We start from the raw sequence: 24,264 nt of genomic DNA on the forward strand, positions 1-24,264 counted from the left end.
AACCAATATCAACAGCGCAGCATAATTTAAGGCGTGCGACTTCATTTATCCCGGAGAGAAGCTATGAATCTTGAAAAATTCCCCCGTTATCCTCTGACGTTTGGTCCATCGCCGATTACCCCGTTGAAACGTCTGAGTGCGGAGTTAGGCGGCAAAGTGGAACTTTATGCCAAACGTGAAGACTGTAACAGCGGCCTGGCTTTTGGTGGCAACAAAACCCGTAAGCTGGAATATCTGATCCCGGAAGCACTGGCGCAGGGATGTGACACCCTGGTCTCCATTGGCGGCGTGCAGTCCAACCAGACCCGTCAGGTGGCCGCGGTGGCTGCACATCTCGGGATGAAGTGTGTTCTGGTGCAGGAGAACTGGGTGAACTATTCCGATGCCGTCTATGATCGCGTCGGCAATATCGAGCTTTCACGCATTATGGGTGCCGATGTACGCCTTGATGCTGCTGGTTTTGATATCGGCATCCGCGAAAGCTGGAAGCAGGCGATGGAAGAAGCGGCTGAAAATGGCGGCAAGCCGTTCCCAATCCCGGCGGGATGTTCAGAGCATCCATACGGCGGCCTGGGCTTTGTCGGCTTTGCCGAAGAAGTCCGTCAGCAAGAGAAAGAGCTGGGCTTTAAATTTGATTACATCGTGGTGTGCTCGGTCACCGGCAGTACCCAGGCGGGCATGGTGGTAGGTTTTGCTGCTGACGGCCGTTCACGCAATGTGATTGGTATTGATGCTTCAGCCAAACCCGAGCAGACCAAGGCCCAAATCCTGCGCATTGCGCAGAACACGGCGAATCTGGTCGAGCTGGGACGTGAAATCACCGAAGAAGACGTGGTGCTGGATACCCGTTACGGCGGCCCGGAATACGGCTTACCGAGCGAAGGCACGCTGGAAGCGATTCGCCTGTGCGCCCGCACCGAAGGGGTGCTTACCGACCCGGTTTACGAAGGGAAATCCATGCAGGGCATGATTGATATGGTGCGTAATGGCGAATTCCCGGAAGGCTCGAAAGTCCTGTATGCCCACCTGGGCGGTGCGCCAGCCCTGAGCGCCTACAGCTATATCTTCCGTAACGGCTAATCCCGTCAGAAAATCAGGTCGCCACTGCGGCGACCTGACTCAACGAAACTGCAAATCAAACTCTTTCCGACACTGCTGATCCCGCTGCTGAATTTCTTCCCGCAGAAATACAAAAAAGGTATCCAGCATCGCATTACGCGGTTTCCCCATCTCACTTTGCAATTGCAGGCTGCGCTGGCTTAACTGGTCGCGGTTAATGGTCTTGATGAGCAGGCCATCCTGCCGCGCGCGCGTCATAATCGAATAATGGCTGCTGACGCTGATGGCACCCGGCGTCTGGCAGACAAATTCGTACAGCGTGGAGAAGTGGTTACAGGTGAAGACGGGATCGATAAACACATTATTCATGCGGCAGGAGAGGTCAAACAGCTGGCGAATGGTCGCTGACTGGTCTGGCAACACCACGGGCCAGGCGTTCAGATCCGCCAACTGAATATCCCGCTGCGCTAACGGATGATCGTCCTTCATAAATATCAGCACCGGCGAGGGGAATGACGCCAGCACTTCAACACCGGATTCAGGAGACAGGATAAAGCGGATAGCCAGATCGCACTCACCGTTACGCACCAGTTCCGGCACCTGCCTGCCGGTGCCGACGGTAAGAATAAAACTGACGCGGGGATGGAGCAGACGGAACTTCGCCATCAGGTTTGGCAGCAGGTTAAACGCCAGCCCATCGGTGCACACTACCCGAATAGTGGTTTGGTCAGCGGCTTTGATACCTTTTAGCTCCGCGACGGCCAACTCCATATCCGCCATGCTGCGGCGGACATGGTTTGCCAGAATATGCCCGGCGTCACTGAGCTGCATCCCACGTGGGCTGCGTTCAAACAGCGTCACCCCCAGCCGGGTTTCCAGCCGCTGAATATGCCGACTGATAGCGGAGATGGCGACAAACAGTTGCTGGCTGGCGGCGCTGATCGAGCCGGTGGTTGCGACCGCCATAAAGTAACGAATCTCAGTGTTATGCACAGGACCTCCCTGATGTCAGCCTTGCCGTTCGAGTAGTACCTCCCGGCCCTGCTCAGCAAGATCCCAATACAGGCCGGTCATGATTTGCAGCGCTTCGCAGGCCACATCGGCGAGCAGATGCTCATCGGGAGCGTGCTGGGAACATGCCGGATACGAGTGCGGAATCCACAGCGTGGGAACCCCAAAAGTATCAAGAAAACAGGCATTGGGTAAGCCACCGCCGAAGTTTGGCAGCACTGCGGCGTCCTTTCCGGTTGAACGCCTAATGGAGGCGAGGCTCCAGCCGACCCACGGGTCTTCAGGATCAATACGTGTGGCTTTAAAACAGTTCACCGGTGCCACCACATCAACATCGTGAAAACCATGCTGGTCAAGATGTTGGCGAATATGACTGGCAAAGTTGTCGACATCACTACCCGGCACATAACGCATATGGCAATGTGCCTGTGCGGTCGGCGGGATAGCATGTGCCGGTTTATCGGGGTTGCCGCTAATAATGGCCAGCGTCTCGAGGGTATTCCAGCCATAGAGTTTTTCCGCCGCATTTAACCCCGGCTCTCCCCACTGCGGAGCGATTTGCGGATCGCCAGGGGCATTGCCCAACTCAAGCCCGGAAAGATGATGGCGGATGCTCTCCGATAACGGTGGCGGCAACAACTCAGGCAGCAAGATGCGACCATTGGCATCCACCAGACTCCCAATCGCATGGGCCAGCCGGATGCCGGGGTTGCTGAGCAAACCGCCCCAGTTGCCGGAGTGATGGGCACCATCGCGCAATGTCACCTGCAACGAGAAATTGAATACGCCACGCGAACCGAGGAACAACGTAGGACGTGACGCTGTCACGCGCGGGCCATCCGAGGCGATAAACAGGTCGGCGGCCAGCCAGTCGCGATACTGCTGGCAAACCGTCTCCAGCCCGGGTGATCCGATCTCTTCACCCATCTCCAGAATCATTTTGACGTTATAGCCCAGCCGTCCGTTACGCGCTTTGAGTACCAACGCCAGCGCCGCCAGGTTAATGCTGTGCTGGCCTTTGTTATCGGCAGTCCCACGTCCGTACCAGCGATTACCCTCAACACTCAGCTCCCACGGATTCAGGCCGCTGCGCCAGTTTGCCTCATCCCCCGGCACCACATCGCCGTGACCATAAGTCAGCAGGGTAAAGGTGGCATCGTCTTCCAGGCGACGCGCCAGCAGAAACGGACTTTTTCCCGCCTCGGGATTGGCGACCACCTGACAGCTGAATCCCAGTGCGGTCAGGTACGGGATCATCTCTTCATTGAGGTAAGCCATCTGCTGTGGATGCTGGCTTTCCGTCCGCCAGGTGACCCGGCGCGCCAGGGTCTCACGTAAGGCACCGCTGTGAAAATGGTCCAGCGCCGCCTGTAAGGTCGCTTCACGTGTGATAGTCATTATCCGTCGATTCCTTCAATTTCCGGAATGCCGAGACCCGGTTCCGGGGTCATCACTGATGCCAGCAACGCCCTGGTATAAGGATGTTGCGGCTGGTTAAAGATCTGTTCCCGCGTTCCCTGTTCAACGATCTGGCCTTTGCGCATCACCGCAACATGATCAACCAGATGCTCCACGACCGACAGGTTGTGGCTGATAAACAGGTAAGTCAGGGAAAATTCCTGTTTCAACGCCAGCAACAGATTGAGGATCTGCGCCTGTACCGAGACGTCCAGCGCCGAAGTGGGTTCGTCACAGATAAGAATTTCCGGGCGCAAAATCAACGCGCGGGCAATGGCGACGCGCTGACGCTGACCACCAGAAAGCTGTCCCGGATACTGGCTATGGGTACGTGACGGCATCCCCACCAGATCCAGCATTTCCCGCACCTGTTTTTTGCGTTCAGTTGGCGTGCCAATGTTATGCAGTCGCAAGGCAACTTCGACGACATCCGAGACGGTGCGCCGCGGGTTAAGAGAAGAGTAGGGATCCTGAAAAATGGGTTGTATACGCGCGCTCAATTTACGTCGATCGGCGGCATCGACTTCACGTCCCTCAATCAGCACGTTGCCGGTAGTGGGCGGTAGCAAACCCAGTAACATTTTCGCCAAGGTACTTTTGCCGCAGCCTGATTCACCGACCAGTCCCAGCGTCTCCCCGCGCCGGATGCGCAGTGAGACATTGCTTACCGCCCGGATCTCAGCAGGGGACTTAAACAGGCCGCGATTGAGACGGAAAGTCCGAGTCAGCGCGCAGAGTTCCAGCGCGATATCCTTATTGCCAGCAATATGCGGTAGTGTCAGGTTGCTCATAGCGACTCCCTGATGGTTAAAGGACGAATGCAGCGCACCTGATGCTGTGCATTGAGCGGCTGATAAGGCGGATTCTCGTTACACGCCTCCTGGCACTGGTTACAACGGTTGCGAAACGCACAACCCTGCTGCGGACCGGTCAGATTAGGGACGACGCCCGGAATGGTAGGCAGAGGCTGCCCCGGCTGAGTGCGGCCAGCTACAGGGATACACTCCAGCAGACCACGGGTGTAGGGATGCTGCGGCTGGCGAAACAGTTCATTGACTGGCGCGGTTTCCACCACCTGCCCGGCGTACATCACTGCCACGCGATCGGCGATCCGCGCCACTACGCCCAGATCGTGGGTAATGAAGATCACCGCCAGACCCATTTCCTGTTGCAGCTCGCGCAGCAGCCGCAGGATCTGCGCCTGGATGGTGACATCCAGCGCGGTGGTCGGTTCATCGGCAATGATCAGTTCAGGTTCACACATCAGCGACATCGCGATCATAATGCGTTGTCGCAGGCCACCAGAAAGTTGATGCGGATACTGTTTCAGTCGATCCGCCGCCTGTGGGATACCGACGCGCTCCATCAGATAAACCGCGCGTTCCCGCGCCTGCGCCCGCGAAACCTTACGATGTGCCAGCAGGGTTTCGCATAACTGTTCGCCGAGCGTCCAGGAAGGATTCAGTGATGTCATCGGTTCCTGGAATATCATCGACATGCTGTTGCCGCGCATCGCGGCGCGTTCGCGTCGGTTGAGTGCCAGCAGATCGTGCCCCTTAAAACGCAGGCTGTCTGCCTCGCGCCGGGCATTGCGCGGCAGCAAATCCATCATCGCCAGCGAGGTCATGGATTTGCCACAGCCGGATTCTCCCACCAGGCATAGCATTTCGCCGCGATTGACATTGAAATCGATGCCGCGTACGGCGTGCAGCGTGCCACGCGGTGTCTGTAGATCCACCCGCAGATTTTTCACTTCCAGCAGAGGTGCGTCAGTCTGGTTCATGTCATTTCCCTCTTAGTTGCGACCGTCGAGTGCCGTGATATCGCGCAGACCATCACCCACCAGGTTGATACTCAATACCAACAACGCCAGTGCCACACCGGGGATCACAATCACCCAGGGCTGAAAGAACATATAGGCCTTGCCTTCCGCCACCATCAGTCCCCAGGACGGCATCGGGGGTTGCACGCCAAGTCCCAGAAACGACAGGGTGGCCTCCAGCAAAATGGCGTGCGCAATTTCGAGCGTTACCACCACGGTCAGTGGCCCGAGCAGATTCGGCAGAATTTCGCGCAGCATGATAAACAGCGAGGACGCACCCAGCGTTCTGGCTGCCGCGATGAATTCGGCCTCACGCAATTGGCGGGTGACGGAGCGGGAGACAATCAGAAAGCGATCCCACAGCAGCAGGCCAAGTAACATAATCACCACTTTGACCGAACCCCCAATCAGCGAAGCCAGCGCCAGCGCCACCAGGATCACCGGCATCGCCAGTCGGACGGTGAGCAGATAGCTGACCACCGCATCAACCCGGCCACCAAAGTAACCAGCCAGCACACCGAGCGTGACGCCGATCAGCGCGGAGATCAGCACCGAAACCAGACCAATCACCAGGGATACCCGCGCGCCATACAACAGGCGGCTTAGGTAGTCGCGCCCGAGTTTGTCGGTGCCCAGCAGATGCGTCCATTCGCCTTTCTCAAACCACACCGGCGGCACCAGACGGCGACTGACTTCCTGCGCGAAGGGATCGTGTGGGCTAATTAATGGGGCCAGCAACGCCAGCAGAACAATGGTCCCAAGGATCACCACGCCGAGCGTCATGCTGTGATGGCCGAAGACGCGGCGACACAGGCGCTGCCACGCCGTGGGTTCCGGCAGCAGGCCGGTTTCCGGGCTAATGACGTTTTTCATGGTTCCTGCCATAGTCGTTTTCATTGAGGTTCCTTATTTGCTACGCAAACGGGGATCGAGCACGGCATTGAGCACATCGGCCAGGAACGTCAGCCCGATGTAGAAGATGGCGATGATCAGCACGATGGCCTGCACCACCGGGAAGTCGTTGCGGGAGATGGAGTCCCATGCCAGTTGGCCCAGTCCCTGCAACGAGAAGACCGATTCAATCACCACCGAGCCGCCCAGCATAAAACCGAGTTCCACCGTTGCCAGCGCCACCACCGGGATGATGGCGTTACGCAGACCATGCTTCACCACCACCTTAAAGGCACTTAATCCTTTGGCATGGGCGGTGCGGATATAATCCGCACCCAGCACATCCAGCATGCCTGAACGCGTCAGACGCATCAGCGACGGCATGGCGTAATATCCCAGCGCCACGGCTGGCAACACAAAATGTTGCCAGCTGCCTTTGCCAGCCACTGGCAGCCATTTCAGCCCTACGGCAAAAATCAGGATCAATACCAGAGCAAACCAGAAGTTGGGGATGGCCTGACCCAGCACCGAGATAAACATCGCGCAGCGGTCGACCCAACTGTCGCGAAACACCGCAGCCACCACACCAAGCGGGATCGCCACCACCAGCGCCAGCAGCAGCGCTACCCCCCCCAACTGCAGTGTGATGGGCATGCGCTGACCGACCAGCTCCATTACGGTGTTCTCAAAATAGAACGAGCGGCCAAAATCAAGGTGCAACGCCGACCAGAACCAGTGCGAAAACTGCACCAGCAACGGCTGGTCCAGTCCATTCTGCACCCGGATCTGTGCTACGGTTTCCGCACTGGCATCGGGTCCGGCAATGGCGATCGCGAGGTCACCCGAGAGATGGAGCAGGGCAAAGCTGACGACCGCCACGGTAAACAGCACCGCCAGCGCCACCAGCAGTCGGTTAAAGATAAAGCGCACCATAACTCGGCTCCTTATTTCCAGCTGGACTGGGCAAAGCGCGGCAGTTCATCCGGCCAATCCTGGAAGTTCAGATCGGCATTGAAGGCGTAGTGGGTGGAGTAGGAAAACATCGGCGCAATGTAAGCCTGAGCAGAGATGCGCCCCAGCGCCTCGCCGTATTCTTCATTGCGCTGCTTAGGATCGACGGTGGCATCGGCTTTTTTCAGCATCGCGGTCAGCGTCGCATCTTTCCAGATATCGCTACCTTTGCCGCCAAAGTAGGGGGTGGTAAAGGCCGAGGTATCATTGATGGAGAACGATCCCCAGGTGTTGAAGGCCATCGGTGCCTGGCCAGAGCTAAGGGCGGTCGCCATCACCGGATACTGGACATAGTGGAGGCGGGCGCGAATCCCCACCTTACGCAGATCGCCGATAATCGCTTCTGCGTAGTCACGCTCGCGATAGGCCCACAGGTCAGTGTCAAAACCGTTGGCATAACCCGCTTCTGCCAGCAGCTGCTTCGCTTTGGCAGGGTCGTAATTGTACTTAATCACCTTGCTGTCGTTGCAGGCGACCTGGGTACGAAAACACGCGGTGTAAACCGGTTTGCTACCCCCACGCACCAGGTTATCGACAATGCCCTGACGGTTAATGGCGTAGTTAATCGCCTGACGTACGCGCAGATCTTTTAGCGGAGCCGCTTCTGGCCCGGTGGCGTTGGTGTTGAGCGCAAGGAAACCGATACGCATGGTTTCACCGCTTTTCACCGCGATATTAGGCATGGCCGAGAGCGGCTCGACCTGATCGGCCGCCACACGCCAGATCCAGTCCACCTGGCCGGTCATCAGCTGGGCGACACGCGCTTCCGGGTCGCGGATGACCACAAACTGCACCTTACCGATGTGCGGCTGTCCCTGCGGGCTTTCTTTGAAATAGTCAGGGTTTTTCACCATATCAACACCCTGACCAGGGATCACTTTCACGATCTTATACGGCCCGGTGCCGATCGGGGCTTTACTGAAACCTTCGAGTTTCACCTGCTGAAAATATTTCGCCGGATATATCGGTGTAGGGCCGGAGAGGTACTCCAGCGCTGCCGGGAAGGGCTGTTTCAGGTGCAAACGAACGGTGAAGTCATCGACTTTCTCAACATGATCAATCCAGTCAACACTTTGCGGCACTACAGAGGCGGTATTAGGGCCAGCGATATTCTGGAAGGTGTAGACCACATCATCCGCACTGAAGGGATCGCCATTGTGGAATTTAACGTCTTTGCGTAGATGAATTAACAGCGACGTCGGGGATTCCCATTTCCAGTCGGAGGCCAGTTCTGGCTTATATTCGCCGGTTTTCGGGTCATGATATATCAGCGTGTCCCACACCATATGCGACAGAATAACGCCTTCACGCAGGGTGTTATGATAAGGACTGATATTTTCCACTTCATTATCTGAGGCATAAACCAGCGTGTCGTTCTGTTTACCTGCATAGCTGTAAGAAGCGCAGCACAACAATAATGCAGTAAAAGCATACTTGTGAATCTGTCTTGTCTTGTAACGAGCCATACCGTTCTCCAGCGATCAATGAAAAGTTAACAACAAAAGCAGATGGCACTGATGTAGCAAGAGCAGCGCCAATGCCCGCTATTTGCCGTTACCGATTTTCGACAGCCGATTTCTCAAAATGAGAAACACCAGAGCAGACAGACATCACAGCGATATAAATAAGGTTTAAGGGGTGGGATGAATACCAACCCGTGGATGGCGGGTTTATCGCAGTGCTATGAGATGGGCGTTACGATGGTGCAGAAAAGTTTAATCCTGCACTTTTTGTGTGAAGGTTATTTGCGCAAAGCGCATTCTTTTTTTGTGAAAGCTCTGAACAGTCGGCTCGTTTGCGCTGACGTGCATCCATATTTCGCTACTGACCGAAGCATCGCATTCTGACAGGCATACACTGACGCCATCTTAATGATGGAGTGTTGAAATGATTGCGGTTCTTTTTGAAGCAGAAGCCTTACCCGTGGCCCAGGCGCGCTATTTGCAGCTCGCCTCAGAGTTAAAACCCTTGCTGTCAGATGATCCGGGGTTTATCGCCATTGAACGGTTTCAGAGCCTGAACACGCCCGGAAAGATACTTTCACTCTCATGGTGGGAGGATGAAGCAGCGGTAATCCGCTGGAAGCAGAACATGATGCACCAGGCTGCTCAGCATGAGGGTAAAAGTTCGATTTTTTCGTTCTACCGAATTCGCGTTGCCCACGTATTGCGGGATTACTCGTCAGATCAGGAGTCGCCACACCATGTATGATATTCACGTCGTGCTAAAACATCGCCCCGGCTCGCTGGCGGATTTTGGTAAATTGTTGGGGAAAAACGGTGTTGGCCTGGAAGGGGGTGGGATGTTTGCAACTGCGGAAGAAGGGCATGCCCACTTTTTGGTTGAAGACGGAGAAAAAGCGCGCCAGGTGCTCACTGACGCAGGCTTTGATGTCAGGCACATTTGCCGTCCGTTGATCAGAAAATTACGCCAGGAACGACCGGGTGAACTGGGGGAAATTGCCGATGCGATTGCCCGCAGCTGTGTGAATATCCTGGTACAGTACAGCGATCACAGCAACCGCCTTATCCTTGTCACGGACAATGATGATCGGGCAGCCGAAGTGACGCGTGAATGGGAAACACCTTCTGTATGAATCTGCTGAAAACCGCATCTAACGACGTACCGGAGAGTTCGCTTGAACACGCCATGTCAGCCGTTGCCGCAGCCATCTCTGACCCGTCAAGGGTCAGTATGCTCTGTGCGTTGATGGATGGTCGCGCCTGGACAGCGACCGAACTTAGCGCGGTGGCGGGTATTGCGCCATCCACTGCCAGCGGCCATCTCTCGCGGCTCCTCAATAACGGGCTGATTCATTGTCTGACTCAAGGGCGGCATCGCTATTACCGCCTTGCCGGGCATGAGATTGCCGGACTGCTGGAAACGCTGATGGGTGTGTCGATGAATCCCGGCACGTCAGCGGTATCACGAACACCGCTGCATCTCCGTCATACCAGAACCTGCTATGACCACCTCGCCGGTGAAATTGCGGTGAAAATTTATGACGTTATGCAGGAAGAGGGCTGGCTGGAGCCGGGAGGTGCAGCTCTGACCGCTGTCGGCAAAACACATTTTTTGCATCTGGGTGCCGTGTTAAATCCCGCATCTCGCCGTAAAAGCTGTTGTGCCTGCCTCGACTGGAGCGAAAGGCGTTTTCATCTGGGAGGAGATGCCGGTGCGGCGCTGCTGGGTGATCCCCTCCCGGCTCTCCACCCAGCAGCGCCCCTGGTGCAATTGCATAATGGAGTTGACGATCGACAGCCCCAGCCCGCTGGAGTGGGCCGAGTTATTACGGGAGGGGTCCGCCCGATAAAAACGATCAAAAATCCGCTCCTGATGTAAGGGGGCGATCGTCTCACCGTGGTTAATCACCTGGATACGCATCCCATCAGGCTGGGCTTCAGCAATCAGATCAATTTGACTGCCCGCGCGCGCGTAGCGCACGGCGTTTGACAGCAGATTTGCCATCGCTCTGCGCAGCAGCAGCGCATCGGCAAAAACCGTTCCGCTGCCGTGTGTCTGGATGGTCACATCCCGCTCAGCGGCCAAATCTTCGAAGTATTCACACATCCGCCCCATTTCTGCGCTGATATCAATCTCGCTACACTGGATGACCCGATCAGGCTGCTCCGCCTGCGCGAGGAACAGCATGTTGTCGATCATCCGCGACATACGCTGTAACTCTTCAAAGTTCGACCCCAGCAACCGCTGATAATAAGCGTTATCGCGCGTCGCGCTCAGCCCGACTTCGGTCTGCCCCAGCAGGGTAGTGAGGGGGGTACGCAAGTCATGCTCCATATCCGCACTCACCTGCTTCAGTTGCTCGAACCCCCGCTCCATGCGATCCAGCATGGCGTTGGTCTGGTCAATTAACGTATCCAACTCAGTCGGGACATCGTGCTTATTCAGCCGGAAGGAGAGGGTTTGGGTGCCAATCTGCGCGGTGCGATCCGCCAGTCTGCGCAGCGGCGAAAGCCCGCGACGGGCAAAAATGACCGCCAGCACCACGGAGATCGCCGCCATCAACGACGCGAAGAACAAAATGTTATTACGATACTCGGCAAGAATATGGGTTCTGTCGCTTAACACCCGCGCCGACAGAATCTCCAGAGGCGGCAAATTATTCGTCGAGGGGCTGATGGCGGCCATGTAAATCATGGGGGTTCCATCCGCCGTCATCGCGTGTTGTACGGCCCCCAGAGAGAGCTTCTGACCGACGGGAACCGGTGTCACCGCTGGGAGATCGCGCTGCATGGGATTCACTTCCAGCAAGGTTGCGCCGCCGACATAACGGATCACTAACAGTGACTCGGTATTGCCCAGCATATTGGCAAACAGATGCGGTTTTTCATCAATCAACTGCCGCGCATCAAGGTTCCTGAGCAAGGTGCTGATTTGGTCAATGCGGGATACCAGTGCCGCGTCATCACGCATCGACAATTGTTGGCGCAGCGCAAAGTACAGGGCACTGCCCATCACGCTAAATGCAATCAAGGAGAACGCCGCGAGCAACACAGAAAGGCGAAAAGTAAGCGAGGCACGCTTCATGCCTCGACCTCACAGCGGTAGCCGACGCCGTGCACGGTGTGAATCAGCCGAACCGGGAAAGGATCGTCAACTTTTTGCCGGAGTCGGCGTATGGACACATCCACCACGTTGGTATCGCTGTCGAAGTTCATATCCCAGACACGGGAAGCCAGAAAGGTGCGCGACAGCACTTGCCCCGGATGTTGCAGCAAACAGGCCAGCAGCTTGAACTCTTTGTTGGTTAGCGTGATGCGTTGCCCTGCACGTTCACAGCGAAACTTCGCCACATCCAACAACAGATCACCCAGCGAGAGCACTTCCTCAGATTCCGCAACCGGTTGTCCCCGACGCAAAATGATACGGATGCGCGCCAGCAGTTCGGCAAAAGAGAAGGGCTTCACCAGATATTCATCCGCACCCAACCCCAGACCACGCAAACGATCTTCCAGCGTGCCGCGTGCACTGAGAAACAGCACTGGCGTCTGGCTATGTTGGCGCAGGCGCTCCATCACCGTCCAGCCGGACATTTCCGGCAGCATCACATCCAGCAGAATCAGGTCGTAGACTTCTTCCCGCGCAAGATGGAGACCATCAATACCGTTCGCCGCCCAGTCCACGGTGTAGCCCGCTTCATTGAGGCCATTCACCAGATAGGCTGCCGTTTTTGCTTCGTCTTCGATGATGAGGATTTTCAAACGCTGGCAATCCTGTAACAAGAAGAGAAAAGGGCGTGCAAGCCGCCCCAATCCGGTGATTATAACTTAGTAGCCCGGCACATGTGCGGCTTTCATGATCAGATTGGCGACCGCGACGGGTTGTGAAATCAACGACACATGACTGGACTTCAGTTCGATCGTTTGTGCGTGCATACGCTTAGCCATGAAGCGTTCTAAATCCGGGTTGATGGTACGGTCCTCGGTCGATACCGCATACCAGGTGGGTTTGTCATGCCAGGCGGCAACCGTGGTTTTTGCCATCGTGATGGCTTTACCGATTGGCTGCTGTACCGCGTAATAAGCCATCGCCTCTTTATTCGGCAGATCCCCGGCGAAATCATGCACGAAAGCAGACTGCGTCAGCATGCCGTAGCCATCATTATTCCATTTCAGGCCCGCAGAGGCCGGTGCCGCCGGGTATTTTTTGGTCAGTGCCGGATAATCTTCACCTGCGTCAGGGGCACGAGCGGCGATATAAACCAGCCCCTTAACTTCAGGTACATCACCCGCCTGGCTGATCACCATACCCCCGTATGAGTGGGCCACCAGGATAACCGGACCGTTTTGTTGCGCCAGCGCGCGTTGCACTGCGGCAACGTCATCATCCAGAGAGGTTGTGGGGTTCTGTACTGCGGTGACGTGCAGGCCTTTCGCCTGCAATAGCGGAATGACTTTGCCCCAACTGGAACCGTCGGCAAACAAGCCATGCACCAGCACAATATTTTTCACTTCCTGTGATGATGACGTGGTATCAGCATGGGCGGTAGCACTAAGGCCAGCCATAAGCAAAGCTGCAAGCGCAGAGAGATGACGCATTTTCATGATTTATCCTCAGATTCAACAAAGGTGTTCATGAGCCAATCTATCCGCCGGGGACCAACAAAGTGCTGACCAGATAATGACAAAACAATGACAAACCCGTGGAGCCGCGTCGGCTGAGGTATTCTCTGACATTCCGTCGCGCCGTTACGGGTGAAGTGGGGCATGCGGTCCGACATTTTGCAAAAAACCGGCGATGAGTTATAGTCAGTTTATCATGTTTATCTTTTTTTCATAAACAACCTAAACTTTATAGGAAAGCCATGAATCGTGTAATGAACCCTTTCTCTCCTGGAGCAGGAGCCGTACCAATGGAGCTGGCCGGAAGAGGAGCGATTCAGACCAAAATCGCTGAGAACCTTGAAAGGATTCGCATAGGTAGAAACAGTCAGGGCGTCATTCTCGTTGGGCTGCGTGGAGTGGGCAAAACTGTTCTACTTCAGACAGTTTTAACGACCGCAGAAGACAATGGCTTTCATACTATCAACATTGAAGCCTCTGAAAGAAAGTCTCTCCCGGCAATGCTGGCTCCAGACATTCGAACTGCTTTGCTGAGATTGAGCAGAATTGAGGAAGTTAAAGACCTGGCTCAGCGTGGTTTGGCTGCACTTGCAGGTTTCGCTTCGAAATTAAAGGTTACGTACAACGATATTGAGGTTGGATTAGACCTTGACCCGGAGCCGGGGTTAGCTGACAACGGCGATTTAGAGATCGACCTCACGGCTCTGCTTGAACAGGTAGGGATTGCCGCTCAAAAGGCCAAAACAGCACTGGTGATATTTATTGATGAACTTCAATATATTCAGGAAAAAGAGATGTCGGCTCTTATTTCTGCGTTACATCGATGTGCACAAAAAAAATATCCAATCACCGTTGTCGCAGCCGGTCTTCCTCAGCTACGAGGCCGGATGGGTGACGCTAAGTCATACGCTGAAAGGCTTTTTGAGTTTGTAGATATTGGTCCTTTGAATAGAGAATACTGTATTGAGGCAATCAGAAAACCCATTGAGGCGGAAAACGAATCAATTAATGATGATGCCATTGACTGCATTTTCGAAAATACCTACGGCTATCCGTATTTCATACAGGAATGGGGGAGTCATACATGGAATATTGCGGACGCATCACCCATCACTAAAGAAGATGTTCAAGTTGCAACGCCAGAAACAATAGCCAAGCTGGATGCCAGTTTCTTTATGGTCCGATTTGATCGCTTAACGCCAAAAGAGAAAGAGTACCTAAAAGCGATGGCGGTACTGGGTCCTGGTCCACACCGTTCCGGTGATATTGCCAATGAACTGGATAAGAACGTGAGGTCATTAGGACCTGTACGACAAAGCTTGATCGACAAGGGGATGGTCTGGAGTCCATCACATGGCGACACCGCATTTACCGTTCCTATATTTGATCAGTTTCTGAATCGAATTATGCCTTGAACAATCACGCGAATACTGTGTATCAGTCTTTTTCAGCATCTACAGTAGCGGAGATAAATAATTACACTCATCAACAAGGATCGTATCTTCACTGGTCAATAAGCGAGCTAATGAAAAACAGGATCGTGCCGATAACCAATAAGCATAACTTTGGAAAGTATTAACGGAGGAGCACGGCAATGAATTTTTTGGTTTTCATTTTAGTAATAGCCGCAACGATTTTTATCTTCAGAAAGATTAGAACAAAATCGATACAGAAAGGCAGGAGTTCTCTCAGAGCGTCAGCCACGGCGGGTATTATCTCGTTTGTTGTATTCGTTTTACTGATGGGGTTGAGTTCAGGGGAGAAAACGTCCAGTAATGTTGAAACAGCAGTAAAAGAACAGCCTTCACCACAGAGTTCCAAGGCCACGCTGACGGATACCGATGGCAAAGTGACAACTTTCGATCTTGCGGATGTTTACCAGAAAGCGGTCTATGACCGAATCAAAGCCATGCCAGATACAGGAACGATTGAAGGTAATTTCGATCGTGACAGAGCCATGGACCTTTTCCGGAGTTATGGTTTAAGCGATGTCGATTTTGACCGATTAGTGCTACCTGGATGTACGGTAGAATTAAATCACATGAAATCCATCTATCACACCGAAACCAGTCTTTGGCTGCCGCTTAATGATGACAACTATGTCGTCTCTGCGGAGATTGAGCGTCGCAAAGCCTGGAATGACCAATATTATAAAAAGCTCAAAATAGTAACCGATAACATGTTGCAGTGTTTCTATACCGAGAGCCAAAAGCAGCCAATGCATATTCCTCGTCAGCCAGAGAGCAGATAAACAGCTGAACTGCCCTCAGCTCAACCCCAGCAGTTCCGCCACATCATCACTAACCTGCAATCCGGATTGCAACGCCGCGGCCCGGTTAATCCTGCGGCGTTCACCGGGCAGATGCAGCGCCGGGTCACTATGCAGATGCCGCACCAGGCCGGCAATGCGCGGCACAAAAGGGGTGGATGAGCTAAATGCAGGATCGATGACGATCAACATTTGTCCGGCATTCGAGCTGGCCGCGCCGGGATACTGTGCCGACTGGTCCTCAAAGCCAAAACTGGCTCCGGTCAGCGCTGCCGCCATTACTTCCACCATCAGCGCTATCCCGGAACCTTTATGTTCGCCGAAGGGCAGTAAGGTGCCGCCTTGCAGCACGGCCTGGGCAGCGGTGGTGGGATTGCCATGCCGATCAAGACCCACGCCAGGTGGCAGAGGCTGCTGGCGCAGCGCATATTGTTTCACCTCGCCCAGCGACATCACGCTGGATGCCTGGTCCCAGCTCACCACGCCGTGTTCACCATCATGAAAGGCAAAGGCCATCGCATTGGTGCCTAACAGGGGACGACTGGCACCATAAGGTGCCAGCCGGGGTCGCGAGTTGACAAAGTTGAGGGCGACAAACCCTTGTGCCGCATAGGTTTCAATATCGGTCCACAACGCACCAATATGATGGGCATTGCGCACCGACAGCAGACCGACGCCATAGGTTTTAACGCGTTCCAGCATGGCTTCAGTTGCCAGCGCAGCGGCAACCTGCGTAAAACCGTTGTCTCCTTCAACCTGAACGAAAGGCGTCGCGCTGGTTAAAATCTGTTGTTTTGCTTCTGGATTAATCCAGCCAGCACGCAGCGAAGCCTGATAATCCGCCACACGCATCAGGCCGTGGCTGCGCGTGCCATCCCGCTCGGCTGCGACTATCCGGCTGGCAAGTATTTGCGCGACTTCAGGCGTCAGATGTTCACGGATCAAGGTGGCGGTCACCGCGTGCGTAAGTTGTTCGATGCTGAAATAACGACTCAAAATTTATCTCCTGGTAAACCGTTGCGGATCAAAAGGTTTTAAACTGCGCTCACTGGCGCTACCGGCAATAATTGCCTGCACCAGTTGGGCCGTTTTCGGCGCACCTGACATGCCGTAATGCCCATGACCAAACGCCAGAATCAGGTTGTCAGCTGAGGGGTGGCGTCCAATGTAGGGCAGGGAATCTGGGGTGGAGGGACGATGCCCATACCACTGCGACAGCCGTTCGACGGGATAATCAGGAAAGCACTCGCGGAAGTGCTGTTCCAGCCGGTCATAACAGCGCGGGTTTGCCGGGGCATCAGCGGTGCAATATTCAACAAAACCGGTCACGCGGATCCCCTCCTTCATCTCAGTGAACACCCGCTTGCGCGTGGCATCATGGAGTACGCAAGGCAGCAGTCCACGTCCTGGCTGAGGGTGAAACAACGAACGATGCTTTTTCAGCATGATGTGATAACCGCGTTCAGCGATCAGGGGCAGGTTCAATGTCGATTCGGGTAACAGCCCGGCGGAGGCATGACCTGAGGCGAGGATATAGTGGTGAGCAGTCAAGCCCGACAGGCCCGTTATGTTGCCGTGTGCAACCTGTAAGCGGGCTACCCGCTGCTGCCGGTATTGACCACCGGCAGCAATAAATTGCCTGATGAGTTCCTTCAGCAATTGCAGCGGGTTGAGTACTGACGCGGTGTTGTCGACGGCGCTAAAAGCACTGTCCGTGGCTTGCAACGACGGGCAACACTGACGGAGAACACTCTGCCGGATAATACGGCTGGTCACACCGACTTCCCGCCGCAAGCGTGCACTGAGCGCGGTTAACAGCGCCTCATCATTATCGATATTATGGTGTTGCGACAACGTGCTACCCACACGAAATAACTGCCTCCAGCTTTCCTCGCCCACCAGCCGCCGCCAGTCGCGTAGGGTATGCTGGTTGAGATGAAATAAACCATCCCGGCTCTGCACCAGTTGCGCCTGATTTGCCATGCTCAGGCATTGCCGAAACCAGTGCATGGCGCTGACTGCCGCATGTGGGGCCAACAAGACACTGCGATCAGCGCCGAACAGCAAACCGGGCAGTTGTCGGAGCAAACCGGGCGTTACCACCGGAACGACGGCATTTGGCCCAATCATCCCGGCATTACCCGACGACGTTCCGGCACCCGGTGCTTCCGCTTCCAGTAACACGACCGCATGACCGGCACGCTGCAGTTGCAGCGCGAGGGTACAACCGATCACACCCGCACCGATCACGATGCAATCGGTCATAACGAGGGCAACTTAAAGGTGGTGTGGCTGGCAAGAAAGCGCTGGGTATGCGGTTTTTCCGGCGTCAGCAGGACCTGATCCGGCGTTCCCTGTTCGTAGATTTTGCCGTCACGCAGAAAAACAATCCGATCCGCCACATGCCAGGCGAACCCCAACTCATGCGTGACGATCGCCATCGTCATACCTTCGTCGCGTAAGCCACGGATGGTGTTCAACACCTCGCCGACCAGTTCCGGGTCCAGTGCCGATGTCGCCTCGTCGAATAGCATCAACTCTGGTGTCATCGCCAGCGCGCGGGCGATAGCGACACGCTGTTGCTGACCACCCGAGAGTTGCGCCGGCAATGCCTGAGCTTTATCCGCCAGTCCGACCTGCTGCAAATAGCGCTGAGCCAGTTGCTGTGCCTCGGCCTGACTGCGGCGCAAAATATGCGTCTGCGCCACGGTGATATTTTTTTCTACCGTCAGATGGGGGAACAAATTGAATTGCTGGAATACCATGCCGGTTTGCTGGCGCAGCAAACGCAGATCGCTGGCGCTATAATGGCGCTGTCCCTGTTTACCGACTTTGCCCAGCGATTGACCATGCAGCACAATCTCGCCCTGTTCGGGTTTCTCCAGCAGATTCATACACCGAAGCAGGGTGCTTTTACCCGAACCGCTGGCACCGAGGATCACCACCACTTCGCCCTTGTTGATGGTCAAATCAATCCCACGCAACACATGCTGATTGCCAAAATGTTTATGCAGGTTTCTGAATTCAATCATGATGAGTCACTCGGGTTGAAGGGGTGTAACGGGATTCAATCAGCCAGGCAATGGCGCTTAACAACAGGATGAACACCATAATGATCACCGCCACGGCGGTGTAGGTTTCCACCGGGCGATACTCACTGTCGCTGATCATCCGTGCCTGACTAAGCAGTTCCGGGAAGGCTATGGTGGCAGCGATGGCGCTGATTTTGACGATCTCAATCACTTCGTTAACCAGCGCCGGTAAGGCATGGCGTAGTGCCTGTGGCAGCATCAGGACCATAAACGCCCTGCGGCGGGAAAAGCCCAGCATCTCCGCAGCTTCCCATTGCCCGTTGGGGATTTTCTGTAAACTGCCGCGCAGAATTTCGCAGAAATAGGCGGCGGTGTAGAGGGTAAAGGCCAGCCATGCGGTCAGAAAGCGACTGACCTGCACGCCGGTAAACAGTGGCAAGGCGTAAAAGAACCAAAACAGCACGATCAACGACGGCAGGTTGCGCAGCAGGTTGACATAAATCTGGCCAACCATGCGCACACCCCGATGCGGCGACAGGCGAAGCAACGCAATCAGCGTACCCAGCAGAAAACCACTCACCATAATGGCGAAGGAGAGTTGCATGGTGTTGAGCAGCCCTTCCCACAGCACCTGACGGTAATTGAGCAGGAAATGGAAGTTCAGGCTGTAGTTCATACCCGCTCCCCGGCTTGCCAGTGCTGTTCCAGCCATCTTGCCATCAGCGCAATCACCGCCAGCAGGACAAAGAACAGCCCCCCTAGCAACGTGAACGTTTCCAGCGGACGAAAGGTCAGGGAGGAGATGCGTCCGGCGTTATACACCACCTCGCCATAGCTGATCACCGACGCCAGCGTGGTGGTTTTGATCAAATCGATCAGGCGATTCATCAGCGCAGGCAGGACATGCCTGAGCGCCTGAGGGAGAATGATGACGCGAAATCGGGTCCAGCCGTGCATGCCCAGTACCGCAGAAGCCTCCCATTGTCCGCGATCAACACCCTGAATCCCGGCACGAAACACTTCACAAAAGAACGCCGCTGCCTGGAGACTGATCGCCATCACCGCCGAGGTCAGTGGTGCAGGACGGAATGACAACAGAATGGGTGCGGCAAAGAAAAACCAGTAGATCAGCACGATGGCGGGTGCAGAACGAAAAAATGCCACGTAGATCCCGGCAAAATGCCGGAGCATGCCCTGGGGTGACAAGCGCATCAGTGCCAGCAGCAATCCCAGCGGGATGGCAACCAGCATCGAACACGCCACCAGCACCACCATACCCTGCAATCCACTTAACAGCAGTGGCAGCTGATGGATGACCTGGGAGAAGTCCCATTGATAATGCATAACAGCCTCAATTCCTGAAACAGTGAAACCGGGCATGATCCGCCCGGTTAAATCCGCAGATCCCGTCAGGCAGATTCGCGCTGCACGGGGATGACCTGCTTAGGATCGATGCCACGGAAATGGAGGAAGGTTTCGTAAAACTGCTGTGATTTGCCGGTGTAGTAGAAGTAACCGGCACAGGTGTTCAGATAGTTTAGCCAGCGGGAGTCAGTTTCCTGTCGCACGGCAATGCCACCGGGGATATACACTTTGGGAGCCGGAACCAGCGTCTTGCCGCTGCCAATACGGGCGCGCGCCAGATCGGCAGCGACTGCGGAGATCAGCCCGGCATTAATTCTGCCGGACTGGAATGCCGCGAAGATTTCTGCGCTGCTCTGGAAGCGGCTGATGGTTGCTTTAGGGGCTTCTTTGGTGATGAATTCGTCCCAGGTGGTGCCCAATCCGACACCAATATTGAAGGCAGGATCATTAATCTGCTGCCAGTTCTCAATGTTGGCATCGTCTTTCGCCAACAGTGCCAGCGGATACCACAGCAGCGGCGTCGGCACAAAGCTGACGGACAGCGCCCGTGTCGGTGTCGCGTCCAGCAGCACAAAGGTATCAAACTGGCCGGTTTGCAACCCGGCTACGGCGTTTGCCCAGGTCGTTTCAACAATTTCCAGCTTCACGTTCATCGCCTCAGCAACCGACTGGGCGAAACTGATACCCACGCCGCGCCAGGTGACGCCATTGCTGATCACCGCCCCGGGAGCGTCAGATCCGCTGCTGTCCTTGAAATACCAGGGTTCCATCACCGGTGCGCCGATACGCAGCGTTTTGGTTTTCTGGATGCGATCCCAGGTGCTGTCCCCGACATTTAGTGCTTGTGGTGCCTGTTCTGCATTGGCGACTAGCGGTATTGCAGCAGCAGCCAAAGCCAGCGGCATTGAAGCGAGAAGCTCGCGACGGTTCATATTGTTTCTCCTGGTAAATAAAAAATTAAAAAGTTAAACGCTGACTTTGCTATAGATTTTTTTCACCACACCCTGGCTGTGCCAGGCATTGCTGACGCCACGATTGACGATAAATCCTTCGTGCGCGCCAAATGCCTGCGCTTCACCCAGCGCATTGGTGATTTCAATTTCACCCTCGATCGGGTACATCAATTCATAGTCCCCAAAGGCGGCCAGACGGCGGGTATAGGCTGTCGCCTGCCAGATCCCGACACTGAATTTGCCATCAGCGCTGAGATAAACCACGTTACGCTGCACCTCGGGACGTTGGGCAGAAGTGATAAGTTCAGCCGAGGGTCCGTCAATGGCTGCCAGCTCAAGGTTCGGATTCACTTTGAAGGGTGGCTGCGGCGCGGTCTCGGCAGGGTTTTGCTGCGGTTGATAAGCCACAAACCAGACCTCAGTAGCGGTGGCGTTAAGCCAGTGAAAGGCCGCTCCACGCGGGATCACCAGGCTTTCCTGAGCCTGTGCCACGATTTCTTCGCCCGTTGCTAACCGCAGCGTGATCTGTCCGGCAGTGACAATCAGAAAAAGATCGATAGCGAAGTGATCAATATGCTGCGCAAACGGTTGCAGCTGCGCGCTACCGGCATAGATGCCGTGTTGTTCGTTTTTGCTGTAATAAAAAACACGTTCTATCAACGGATCATCGTTATGGCGCTGTTGCAGGTCTAGCCATGATGTGACACTGTCACTGCGCCTTTCAGCGCGTACAAACGGGATAATGGGATACATAGCGATCTCTGGTGTTATGAAGGAAGTGAAGCAACGGAACGGGCGTACTGGTTATCGTAATGGCGATCTTCCACCCGATAGCCGGTCACCAGTGTCTGCACCAACGGGCGATGAATGGCGTGATACCAATTCGGCTGAACGGCCGAGACCGGGTGGACAAGTTGATCTTCTGCGTGCCCCAGCGCCAGATGGGCCAGATCGCGCCCCATCAGGGTGCCAATCGCCACCCCACGGCCACTAAAGCCGTAGGCCGCCAGCACCCCAGGGGCAAGCCGATGCAGGCGAGGGTAGTGATCCACCGTCATATCGACCCAACGCGCCCAGTGGTAATCCCAGCGCAATGCCCGCAGTTGTGGAAACATCAGTTGCAGACGCTTTGACGCCCCCTGCAACCAACCTGATGCATTGGCCCGGAACAACGGACCATCCAGGCCAACGTGCAGCCGACCATCCGGCCAGACACGTACGCCGGAAAACATCCGCCGTGTGTCGTTGAAAGGCTGTCCACCGGGTAACAGGGTGTTCAGCACCTCTGCTGACAACGGCTCGCTAATCGCCTGATAAGCCCGTACCGGGAAAATTTCCTGCTGAGTCTGACTCTGTAGCAGATTGCCGGTGAATGCCCCGGTCGCCATCACCACCTGTCTGGTGATAACGCGGCCCTGGGGTGTCGTCACCTGCCAGTCGGCTCCGACTTTTTGCAGGGAAAGAAGCGGGGATTGCGTGAAAATCTGGCTGCCCGCCGCCTGAGCGGCGCGTGCCAGACCGCGCGCGTAACCTAATGGGTTCAGCGCTCCGCCACGTTCATCGATCAATGCACAGCGATAACGCGGGCTGCCGGTCAACGCAGCAGTCTCTTCCGCTTCCAGCAACCTTACCGGATATCCGCGCGCCTGAAGATCGGCGGCAGCGGAACGAATCCACTGCGCTTTATCACCATTATGGGCGGCAATGATGTTGCCGTTTTGCACCGCATCGCAGCACATACCATGTTGTTTAATCAGCCCGAACACCAAATCCGGTGCCAGGGCGGCGGCACGATTAATCCGGCCGGCAATCTCCGGCGGGAAATCCTTTTCAACCTGCGCAGGCATAAATTTCGCCGCCGCCGCAACCTGACCCCAGGCGCGCCCGGAGGCACCCCAGCCAATTTCCCGTGCCTCAAGCACCAGGTTACTGACGCCCTGTTCTGACAGTTCCAGCGCACAGGACAGTCCGGTAAATCCAGCGCCAATGATCACCACATCGGTATGGTGATCACCCTGCAATACGGATGTTTCAATCGGAGGTTCTGCGCGTTGCGCCAGGTAATTGGAGAAGGATCCTGCGGAGTCCAGTAAATGTTCAGGAGAGTTTGACACGGCGTTTTAATTCATACGGTTAAAACACCACCTTAGTTATTCAGGCTATGTATGTGAAATGACGAATACAGGAGAGGTTATGTCGATAACGCAATAGCGCGTCCCCCTGAAAATGTCAGACTATTTCACGTCTAACGCTTCACCTGTTTTATAAAAATGTTTTCCGGCAATGTAATGTAAGCTCTTCCATTCATCATCCGCCGTTTCAAACTGCCAGTGGCCGTCCCGGAAAATACGGCTATCCGCCCATGCGCCTTTCACTTCCCCGATGAACAGATCGTGATCGCGTTGATTCGCTTCAACAGGAATAAGCTCACAATATAACCAGGCCGAACATCCGCTGACAAAAGGCTGCGCAATGCCATCAATATAGAAGCACTCAACGCCGATATCAGACAGTTTATTCTGGTTGTTTGCTTTTGAATGGGTTCCAAGGTAATGCACCATTTCGGCTTGTTTTGCATTCGGAACCTGAATTACAAACTTATTACTTTGTTCAATTAACTGACGGGTAAACGCGGATTTATCCAGCACCACGGTCAGTTTTGCCGGTTTGAAATCCAGCCCGCACACCCATGACGCTGCCATCACATTGGTGATGCCATCATGACAGGCGGACACCAGGGTTGCAGGACCATGATTAATAAGGCGATAGGCTTTCTCAAGTTCCACTGAAGTGAAATACTGATTCATTGCATCTTCCTGTAACTCATTGGCGAAATAAAATAAGGTAACGGCCCCAGTCATTTTACATTTTTCCTTGAAAAACAGCAGGCCAAAAGAGCTTATGCCAGGTTCGCCCCGCCATGACATGCGATGACATAAGTCTGGAACAATTGATAACCCCTGCCGACGCCGCTTTTTTATATCCTCTTTCCCGTGAATTTCTGCTTGTCCCTTTACGCTTTAATCAACGGTTAATCGAGGTAATAAATGAAAAAGTTTCTGATTCTGGTCGCCGGTTTCGCGTTTATCATCGCTGCCAGCGCCGCACCCACCGCCGCATTCGCGCAACTGATGCAAAATCGCTTCAATGCAGCCAATACCAATCATGATGGCAAGCTGACCCTGGCAGAGGCACAGGCCGGTATGCCTCGGGTTGCGCAGCATTTTTCTGAAATAGATACGGCGAAAAAAGGCTATATCACCTTCGCGCAACTCAGCGCATTTATGGCTGAGAAAAAATAACCAACCTG

25 protein-coding genes and 1 pseudogene are annotated in these 24,264 nt (G+C 54.8%); 7 read left to right on the forward strand and 19 right to left on the reverse strand.

The annotated features are described in order from the left end of the window. The first annotated feature begins 63 nt into the window (after nt 1–63). Nucleotides 64–1,080 carry a 1-aminocyclopropane-1-carboxylate deaminase gene (locus AC6I8V_RS24705; protein WP_497839137.1) on the forward strand — a complete coding sequence of 339 codons (1,017 nt, stop codon included), beginning with the start codon at nt 64–66 and terminating at the stop codon, nt 1,078–1,080. A 39-nt stretch (nt 1,081–1,119) separates the two neighbouring features. On the opposite strand, the gene AC6I8V_RS24710 is transcribed toward AC6I8V_RS24705, so the two are convergent. The 7 genes from AC6I8V_RS24710 to AC6I8V_RS24740 are packed head-to-tail and all read right to left on the reverse strand — an operon-like array spanning nt 1,120 to nt 8,718. Then, the gene (locus tag AC6I8V_RS24710; RefSeq protein WP_497847029.1) at nt 1,120–2,052 is read right to left on the reverse strand and encodes a LysR family transcriptional regulator; all 933 of its coding nucleotides are present in this window, start codon (nt 2,050–2,052) and stop codon (nt 1,120–1,122) included. 15 nt (nt 2,053–2,067) lie between these two features. Beyond that, nucleotides 2,068–3,462, reverse strand: a complete 1,395-nt coding sequence (locus AC6I8V_RS24715; protein ID WP_497847034.1) for a M20 family metallopeptidase — start codon at nt 3,460–3,462, stop codon at nt 2,068–2,070. A 5-nt stretch (nt 3,463–3,467) separates the two neighbouring features. Next, entirely contained in the window at nt 3,468–4,319 is an 852-nt protein-coding gene (locus AC6I8V_RS24720) for an ATP-binding cassette domain-containing protein (protein ID WP_497846599.1), read from the reverse strand. Then, nucleotides 4,316–5,311 carry an ABC transporter ATP-binding protein gene (locus tag AC6I8V_RS24725; protein WP_497846600.1) on the reverse strand — a complete coding sequence of 332 codons (996 nt, stop codon included), beginning with the start codon at nt 5,309–5,311 and terminating at the stop codon, nt 4,316–4,318. Before AC6I8V_RS24725 ends, AC6I8V_RS24720 begins: the two co-directional genes overlap by 4 nt. 12 nt (nt 5,312–5,323) lie before the next feature. Continuing rightward, a complete protein-coding gene (locus AC6I8V_RS24730) occupies nt 5,324–6,247 on the reverse strand; it encodes an ABC transporter permease (protein WP_497839133.1) in 924 nt (307 codons plus the stop codon). A gap of 9 nt (nt 6,248–6,256) precedes the next feature. Continuing rightward, entirely contained in the window at nt 6,257–7,174 is a 918-nt protein-coding gene (locus AC6I8V_RS24735; RefSeq protein ID WP_497846601.1) for an ABC transporter permease, read from the reverse strand. Nucleotides 7,175–7,185: 11 nt separating this feature from the next. Continuing rightward, on the reverse strand, nt 7,186–8,718 hold the full coding sequence (locus AC6I8V_RS24740; RefSeq protein ID WP_497846602.1) for an ABC transporter substrate-binding protein: 1,533 nt from the start codon (nt 8,716–8,718) through the stop codon (nt 7,186–7,188). 421 nt (nt 8,719–9,139) lie between these two features. On the opposite strand from AC6I8V_RS24740, the gene AC6I8V_RS24745 reads away from it, so the two are divergent. The 3 genes and pseudogenes from AC6I8V_RS24745 to AC6I8V_RS24755 all read left to right on the forward strand — a co-directional run. After that, nucleotides 9,140–9,463: an antibiotic biosynthesis monooxygenase family protein gene (locus tag AC6I8V_RS24745; RefSeq protein ID WP_497846603.1), complete on the forward strand. Its 324-nt coding sequence runs from the start codon at nt 9,140–9,142 to the stop codon at nt 9,461–9,463. Continuing rightward, nucleotides 9,456–9,848: an amino acid-binding protein gene (locus AC6I8V_RS24750; protein WP_497846604.1), complete on the forward strand. Its 393-nt coding sequence runs from the start codon at nt 9,456–9,458 to the stop codon at nt 9,846–9,848. Before AC6I8V_RS24745 ends, AC6I8V_RS24750 begins: the two co-directional genes overlap by 8 nt. Next, nucleotides 9,845–10,441, forward strand: a pseudogene (locus AC6I8V_RS24755) (ArsR/SmtB family transcription factor); the annotation flags it as partial. The gene AC6I8V_RS24750 and the pseudogene AC6I8V_RS24755, both read left to right, overlap by 4 nt. Here the strand turns inward: AC6I8V_RS24755 and AC6I8V_RS24760 are convergent. From AC6I8V_RS24760 to AC6I8V_RS24770, 3 genes are all read right to left on the reverse strand, one after another. After that, a complete protein-coding gene (locus AC6I8V_RS24760; RefSeq protein ID WP_497846605.1) occupies nt 10,346–11,800 on the reverse strand; it encodes a heavy metal sensor histidine kinase in 1,455 nt (484 codons plus the stop codon). The pseudogene AC6I8V_RS24755 and the gene AC6I8V_RS24760 overlap by 96 nt on opposite strands. Beyond that, on the reverse strand, nt 11,797–12,474 hold the full coding sequence (locus AC6I8V_RS24765; RefSeq protein WP_497846606.1) for a heavy metal response regulator transcription factor: 678 nt from the start codon (nt 12,472–12,474) through the stop codon (nt 11,797–11,799). Before AC6I8V_RS24765 ends, AC6I8V_RS24760 begins: the two co-directional genes overlap by 4 nt. 66 nt (nt 12,475–12,540) lie before the next feature. Continuing rightward, nucleotides 12,541–13,317: an alpha/beta hydrolase gene (locus AC6I8V_RS24770; RefSeq protein WP_497846607.1), complete on the reverse strand. Its 777-nt coding sequence runs from the start codon at nt 13,315–13,317 to the stop codon at nt 12,541–12,543. A 260-nt stretch (nt 13,318–13,577) separates the two neighbouring features. Between AC6I8V_RS24770 and AC6I8V_RS24775 the strand changes: the two genes are divergently transcribed. Beyond that, nucleotides 13,578–14,750: an ATP-binding protein gene (locus AC6I8V_RS24775; protein ID WP_497846608.1), complete on the forward strand. Its 1,173-nt coding sequence runs from the start codon at nt 13,578–13,580 to the stop codon at nt 14,748–14,750. A gap of 179 nt (nt 14,751–14,929) precedes the next feature. Then, on the forward strand, nt 14,930–15,586 hold the full coding sequence (locus tag AC6I8V_RS24780; protein ID WP_497846609.1) for a hypothetical protein: 657 nt from the start codon (nt 14,930–14,932) through the stop codon (nt 15,584–15,586). Between the two features lie 15 nt (nt 15,587–15,601). Here the strand turns inward: AC6I8V_RS24780 and AC6I8V_RS24785 are convergent, their stop codons facing one another. The 9 genes from AC6I8V_RS24785 to AC6I8V_RS24825 form a co-directional block, all read right to left on the reverse strand. Next, nucleotides 15,602–16,600 carry an Ldh family oxidoreductase gene (locus AC6I8V_RS24785; protein ID WP_497846610.1) on the reverse strand — a complete coding sequence of 333 codons (999 nt, stop codon included), beginning with the start codon at nt 16,598–16,600 and terminating at the stop codon, nt 15,602–15,604. 3 nt (nt 16,601–16,603) lie between these two features. Next, nucleotides 16,604–17,869: an NAD(P)/FAD-dependent oxidoreductase gene (locus AC6I8V_RS24790; RefSeq protein ID WP_497846611.1), complete on the reverse strand. Its 1,266-nt coding sequence runs from the start codon at nt 17,867–17,869 to the stop codon at nt 16,604–16,606. Beyond that, nucleotides 17,866–18,636 (reverse strand): amino acid ABC transporter ATP-binding protein, encoded by a 771-nt coding sequence (locus AC6I8V_RS24795; RefSeq protein WP_497846612.1) that lies wholly within the window; start codon nt 18,634–18,636, stop codon nt 17,866–17,868. Before AC6I8V_RS24795 ends, AC6I8V_RS24790 begins: the two co-directional genes overlap by 4 nt. Next, entirely contained in the window at nt 18,629–19,348 is a 720-nt protein-coding gene (locus tag AC6I8V_RS24800) for an amino acid ABC transporter permease (RefSeq protein WP_497846613.1), read from the reverse strand. Before AC6I8V_RS24800 ends, AC6I8V_RS24795 begins: the two co-directional genes overlap by 8 nt. Next, nucleotides 19,309–19,980 (reverse strand): amino acid ABC transporter permease, encoded by a 672-nt coding sequence (locus AC6I8V_RS24805; protein ID WP_497846614.1) that lies wholly within the window; start codon nt 19,978–19,980, stop codon nt 19,309–19,311. The genes AC6I8V_RS24800 and AC6I8V_RS24805 overlap by 40 nt, the downstream gene beginning before the upstream one ends. A 65-nt stretch (nt 19,981–20,045) precedes the next feature. Beyond that, a complete protein-coding gene (locus AC6I8V_RS24810) occupies nt 20,046–20,933 on the reverse strand; it encodes a transporter substrate-binding domain-containing protein (protein ID WP_497846615.1) in 888 nt (295 codons plus the stop codon). 33 nt (nt 20,934–20,966) lie between these two features. Further along, entirely contained in the window at nt 20,967–21,707 is a 741-nt protein-coding gene (locus AC6I8V_RS24815; RefSeq protein WP_497846616.1) for a cupin domain-containing protein, read from the reverse strand. Between the two features lie 14 nt (nt 21,708–21,721). Further along, entirely contained in the window at nt 21,722–23,068 is a 1,347-nt protein-coding gene (locus tag AC6I8V_RS24820) for an NAD(P)/FAD-dependent oxidoreductase (protein ID WP_497846617.1), read from the reverse strand. A gap of 120 nt (nt 23,069–23,188) precedes the next feature. Beyond that, a complete protein-coding gene (locus tag AC6I8V_RS24825; RefSeq protein WP_497847035.1) occupies nt 23,189–23,761 on the reverse strand; it encodes a flavin reductase family protein in 573 nt (190 codons plus the stop codon). Between the two features lie 240 nt (nt 23,762–24,001). Here AC6I8V_RS24825 and AC6I8V_RS24830 point away from each other — a divergent pair, with 240 nt between their 5' ends. Next, entirely contained in the window at nt 24,002–24,256 is a 255-nt protein-coding gene (locus AC6I8V_RS24830) for an EF-hand domain-containing protein (protein ID WP_497846618.1), read from the forward strand. Nucleotides 24,257–24,264 lie beyond the last annotated feature (8 nt).

This window comes from Pantoea sp. X-Soil-TKNS-1207 (assembly GCF_059730485.1).

What these genes read in the sequence shown, in the direction of transcription:
- AC6I8V_RS24705 (WP_497839137.1), top strand. Translation starts at nt 64, where the DNA reads ATGAATCTTGAAAAATTCCCCCGTTATCCTCTGACGTTTGGTCCATCG.
- AC6I8V_RS24720 (WP_497846599.1), bottom strand. Translation starts at nt 4,319, where the DNA reads ATGAGCAACCTGACACTACCGCATATTGCTGGCAATAAGGATATCGCG.
- AC6I8V_RS24725 (WP_497846600.1), bottom strand. Translation starts at nt 5,311, where the DNA reads ATGAACCAGACTGACGCACCTCTGCTGGAAGTGAAAAATCTGCGGGTG.
- AC6I8V_RS24730 (WP_497839133.1), bottom strand. Translation starts at nt 6,247, where the DNA reads ATGAAAACGACTATGGCAGGAACCATGAAAAACGTCATTAGCCCGGAA.
- AC6I8V_RS24735 (WP_497846601.1), bottom strand. Translation starts at nt 7,174, where the DNA reads ATGGTGCGCTTTATCTTTAACCGACTGCTGGTGGCGCTGGCGGTGCTG.
- AC6I8V_RS24740 (WP_497846602.1), bottom strand. Translation starts at nt 8,718, where the DNA reads ATGGCTCGTTACAAGACAAGACAGATTCACAAGTATGCTTTTACTGCA.
- AC6I8V_RS24745 (WP_497846603.1), top strand. Translation starts at nt 9,140, where the DNA reads ATGATTGCGGTTCTTTTTGAAGCAGAAGCCTTACCCGTGGCCCAGGCG.
- AC6I8V_RS24750 (WP_497846604.1), top strand. Translation starts at nt 9,456, where the DNA reads ATGTATGATATTCACGTCGTGCTAAAACATCGCCCCGGCTCGCTGGCG.
- AC6I8V_RS24760 (WP_497846605.1), bottom strand. Translation starts at nt 11,800, where the DNA reads ATGAAGCGTGCCTCGCTTACTTTTCGCCTTTCTGTGTTGCTCGCGGCG.
- AC6I8V_RS24770 (WP_497846607.1), bottom strand. Translation starts at nt 13,317, where the DNA reads ATGAAAATGCGTCATCTCTCTGCGCTTGCAGCTTTGCTTATGGCTGGC.
- AC6I8V_RS24775 (WP_497846608.1), top strand. Translation starts at nt 13,578, where the DNA reads ATGAATCGTGTAATGAACCCTTTCTCTCCTGGAGCAGGAGCCGTACCA.
- AC6I8V_RS24780 (WP_497846609.1), top strand. Translation starts at nt 14,930, where the DNA reads ATGAATTTTTTGGTTTTCATTTTAGTAATAGCCGCAACGATTTTTATC.
- AC6I8V_RS24790 (WP_497846611.1), bottom strand. Translation starts at nt 17,869, where the DNA reads ATGACCGATTGCATCGTGATCGGTGCGGGTGTGATCGGTTGTACCCTC.
- AC6I8V_RS24795 (WP_497846612.1), bottom strand. Translation starts at nt 18,636, where the DNA reads ATGATTGAATTCAGAAACCTGCATAAACATTTTGGCAATCAGCATGTG.
- AC6I8V_RS24800 (WP_497846613.1), bottom strand. Translation starts at nt 19,348, where the DNA reads ATGGCTGGAACAGCACTGGCAAGCCGGGGAGCGGGTATGAACTACAGC.
- AC6I8V_RS24805 (WP_497846614.1), bottom strand. Translation starts at nt 19,980, where the DNA reads ATGCATTATCAATGGGACTTCTCCCAGGTCATCCATCAGCTGCCACTG.
- AC6I8V_RS24810 (WP_497846615.1), bottom strand. Translation starts at nt 20,933, where the DNA reads ATGAACCGTCGCGAGCTTCTCGCTTCAATGCCGCTGGCTTTGGCTGCT.
- AC6I8V_RS24815 (WP_497846616.1), bottom strand. Translation starts at nt 21,707, where the DNA reads ATGTATCCCATTATCCCGTTTGTACGCGCTGAAAGGCGCAGTGACAGT.
- AC6I8V_RS24825 (WP_497847035.1), bottom strand. Translation starts at nt 23,761, where the DNA reads ATGAATCAGTATTTCACTTCAGTGGAACTTGAGAAAGCCTATCGCCTT.
- AC6I8V_RS24830 (WP_497846618.1), top strand. Translation starts at nt 24,002, where the DNA reads ATGAAAAAGTTTCTGATTCTGGTCGCCGGTTTCGCGTTTATCATCGCT.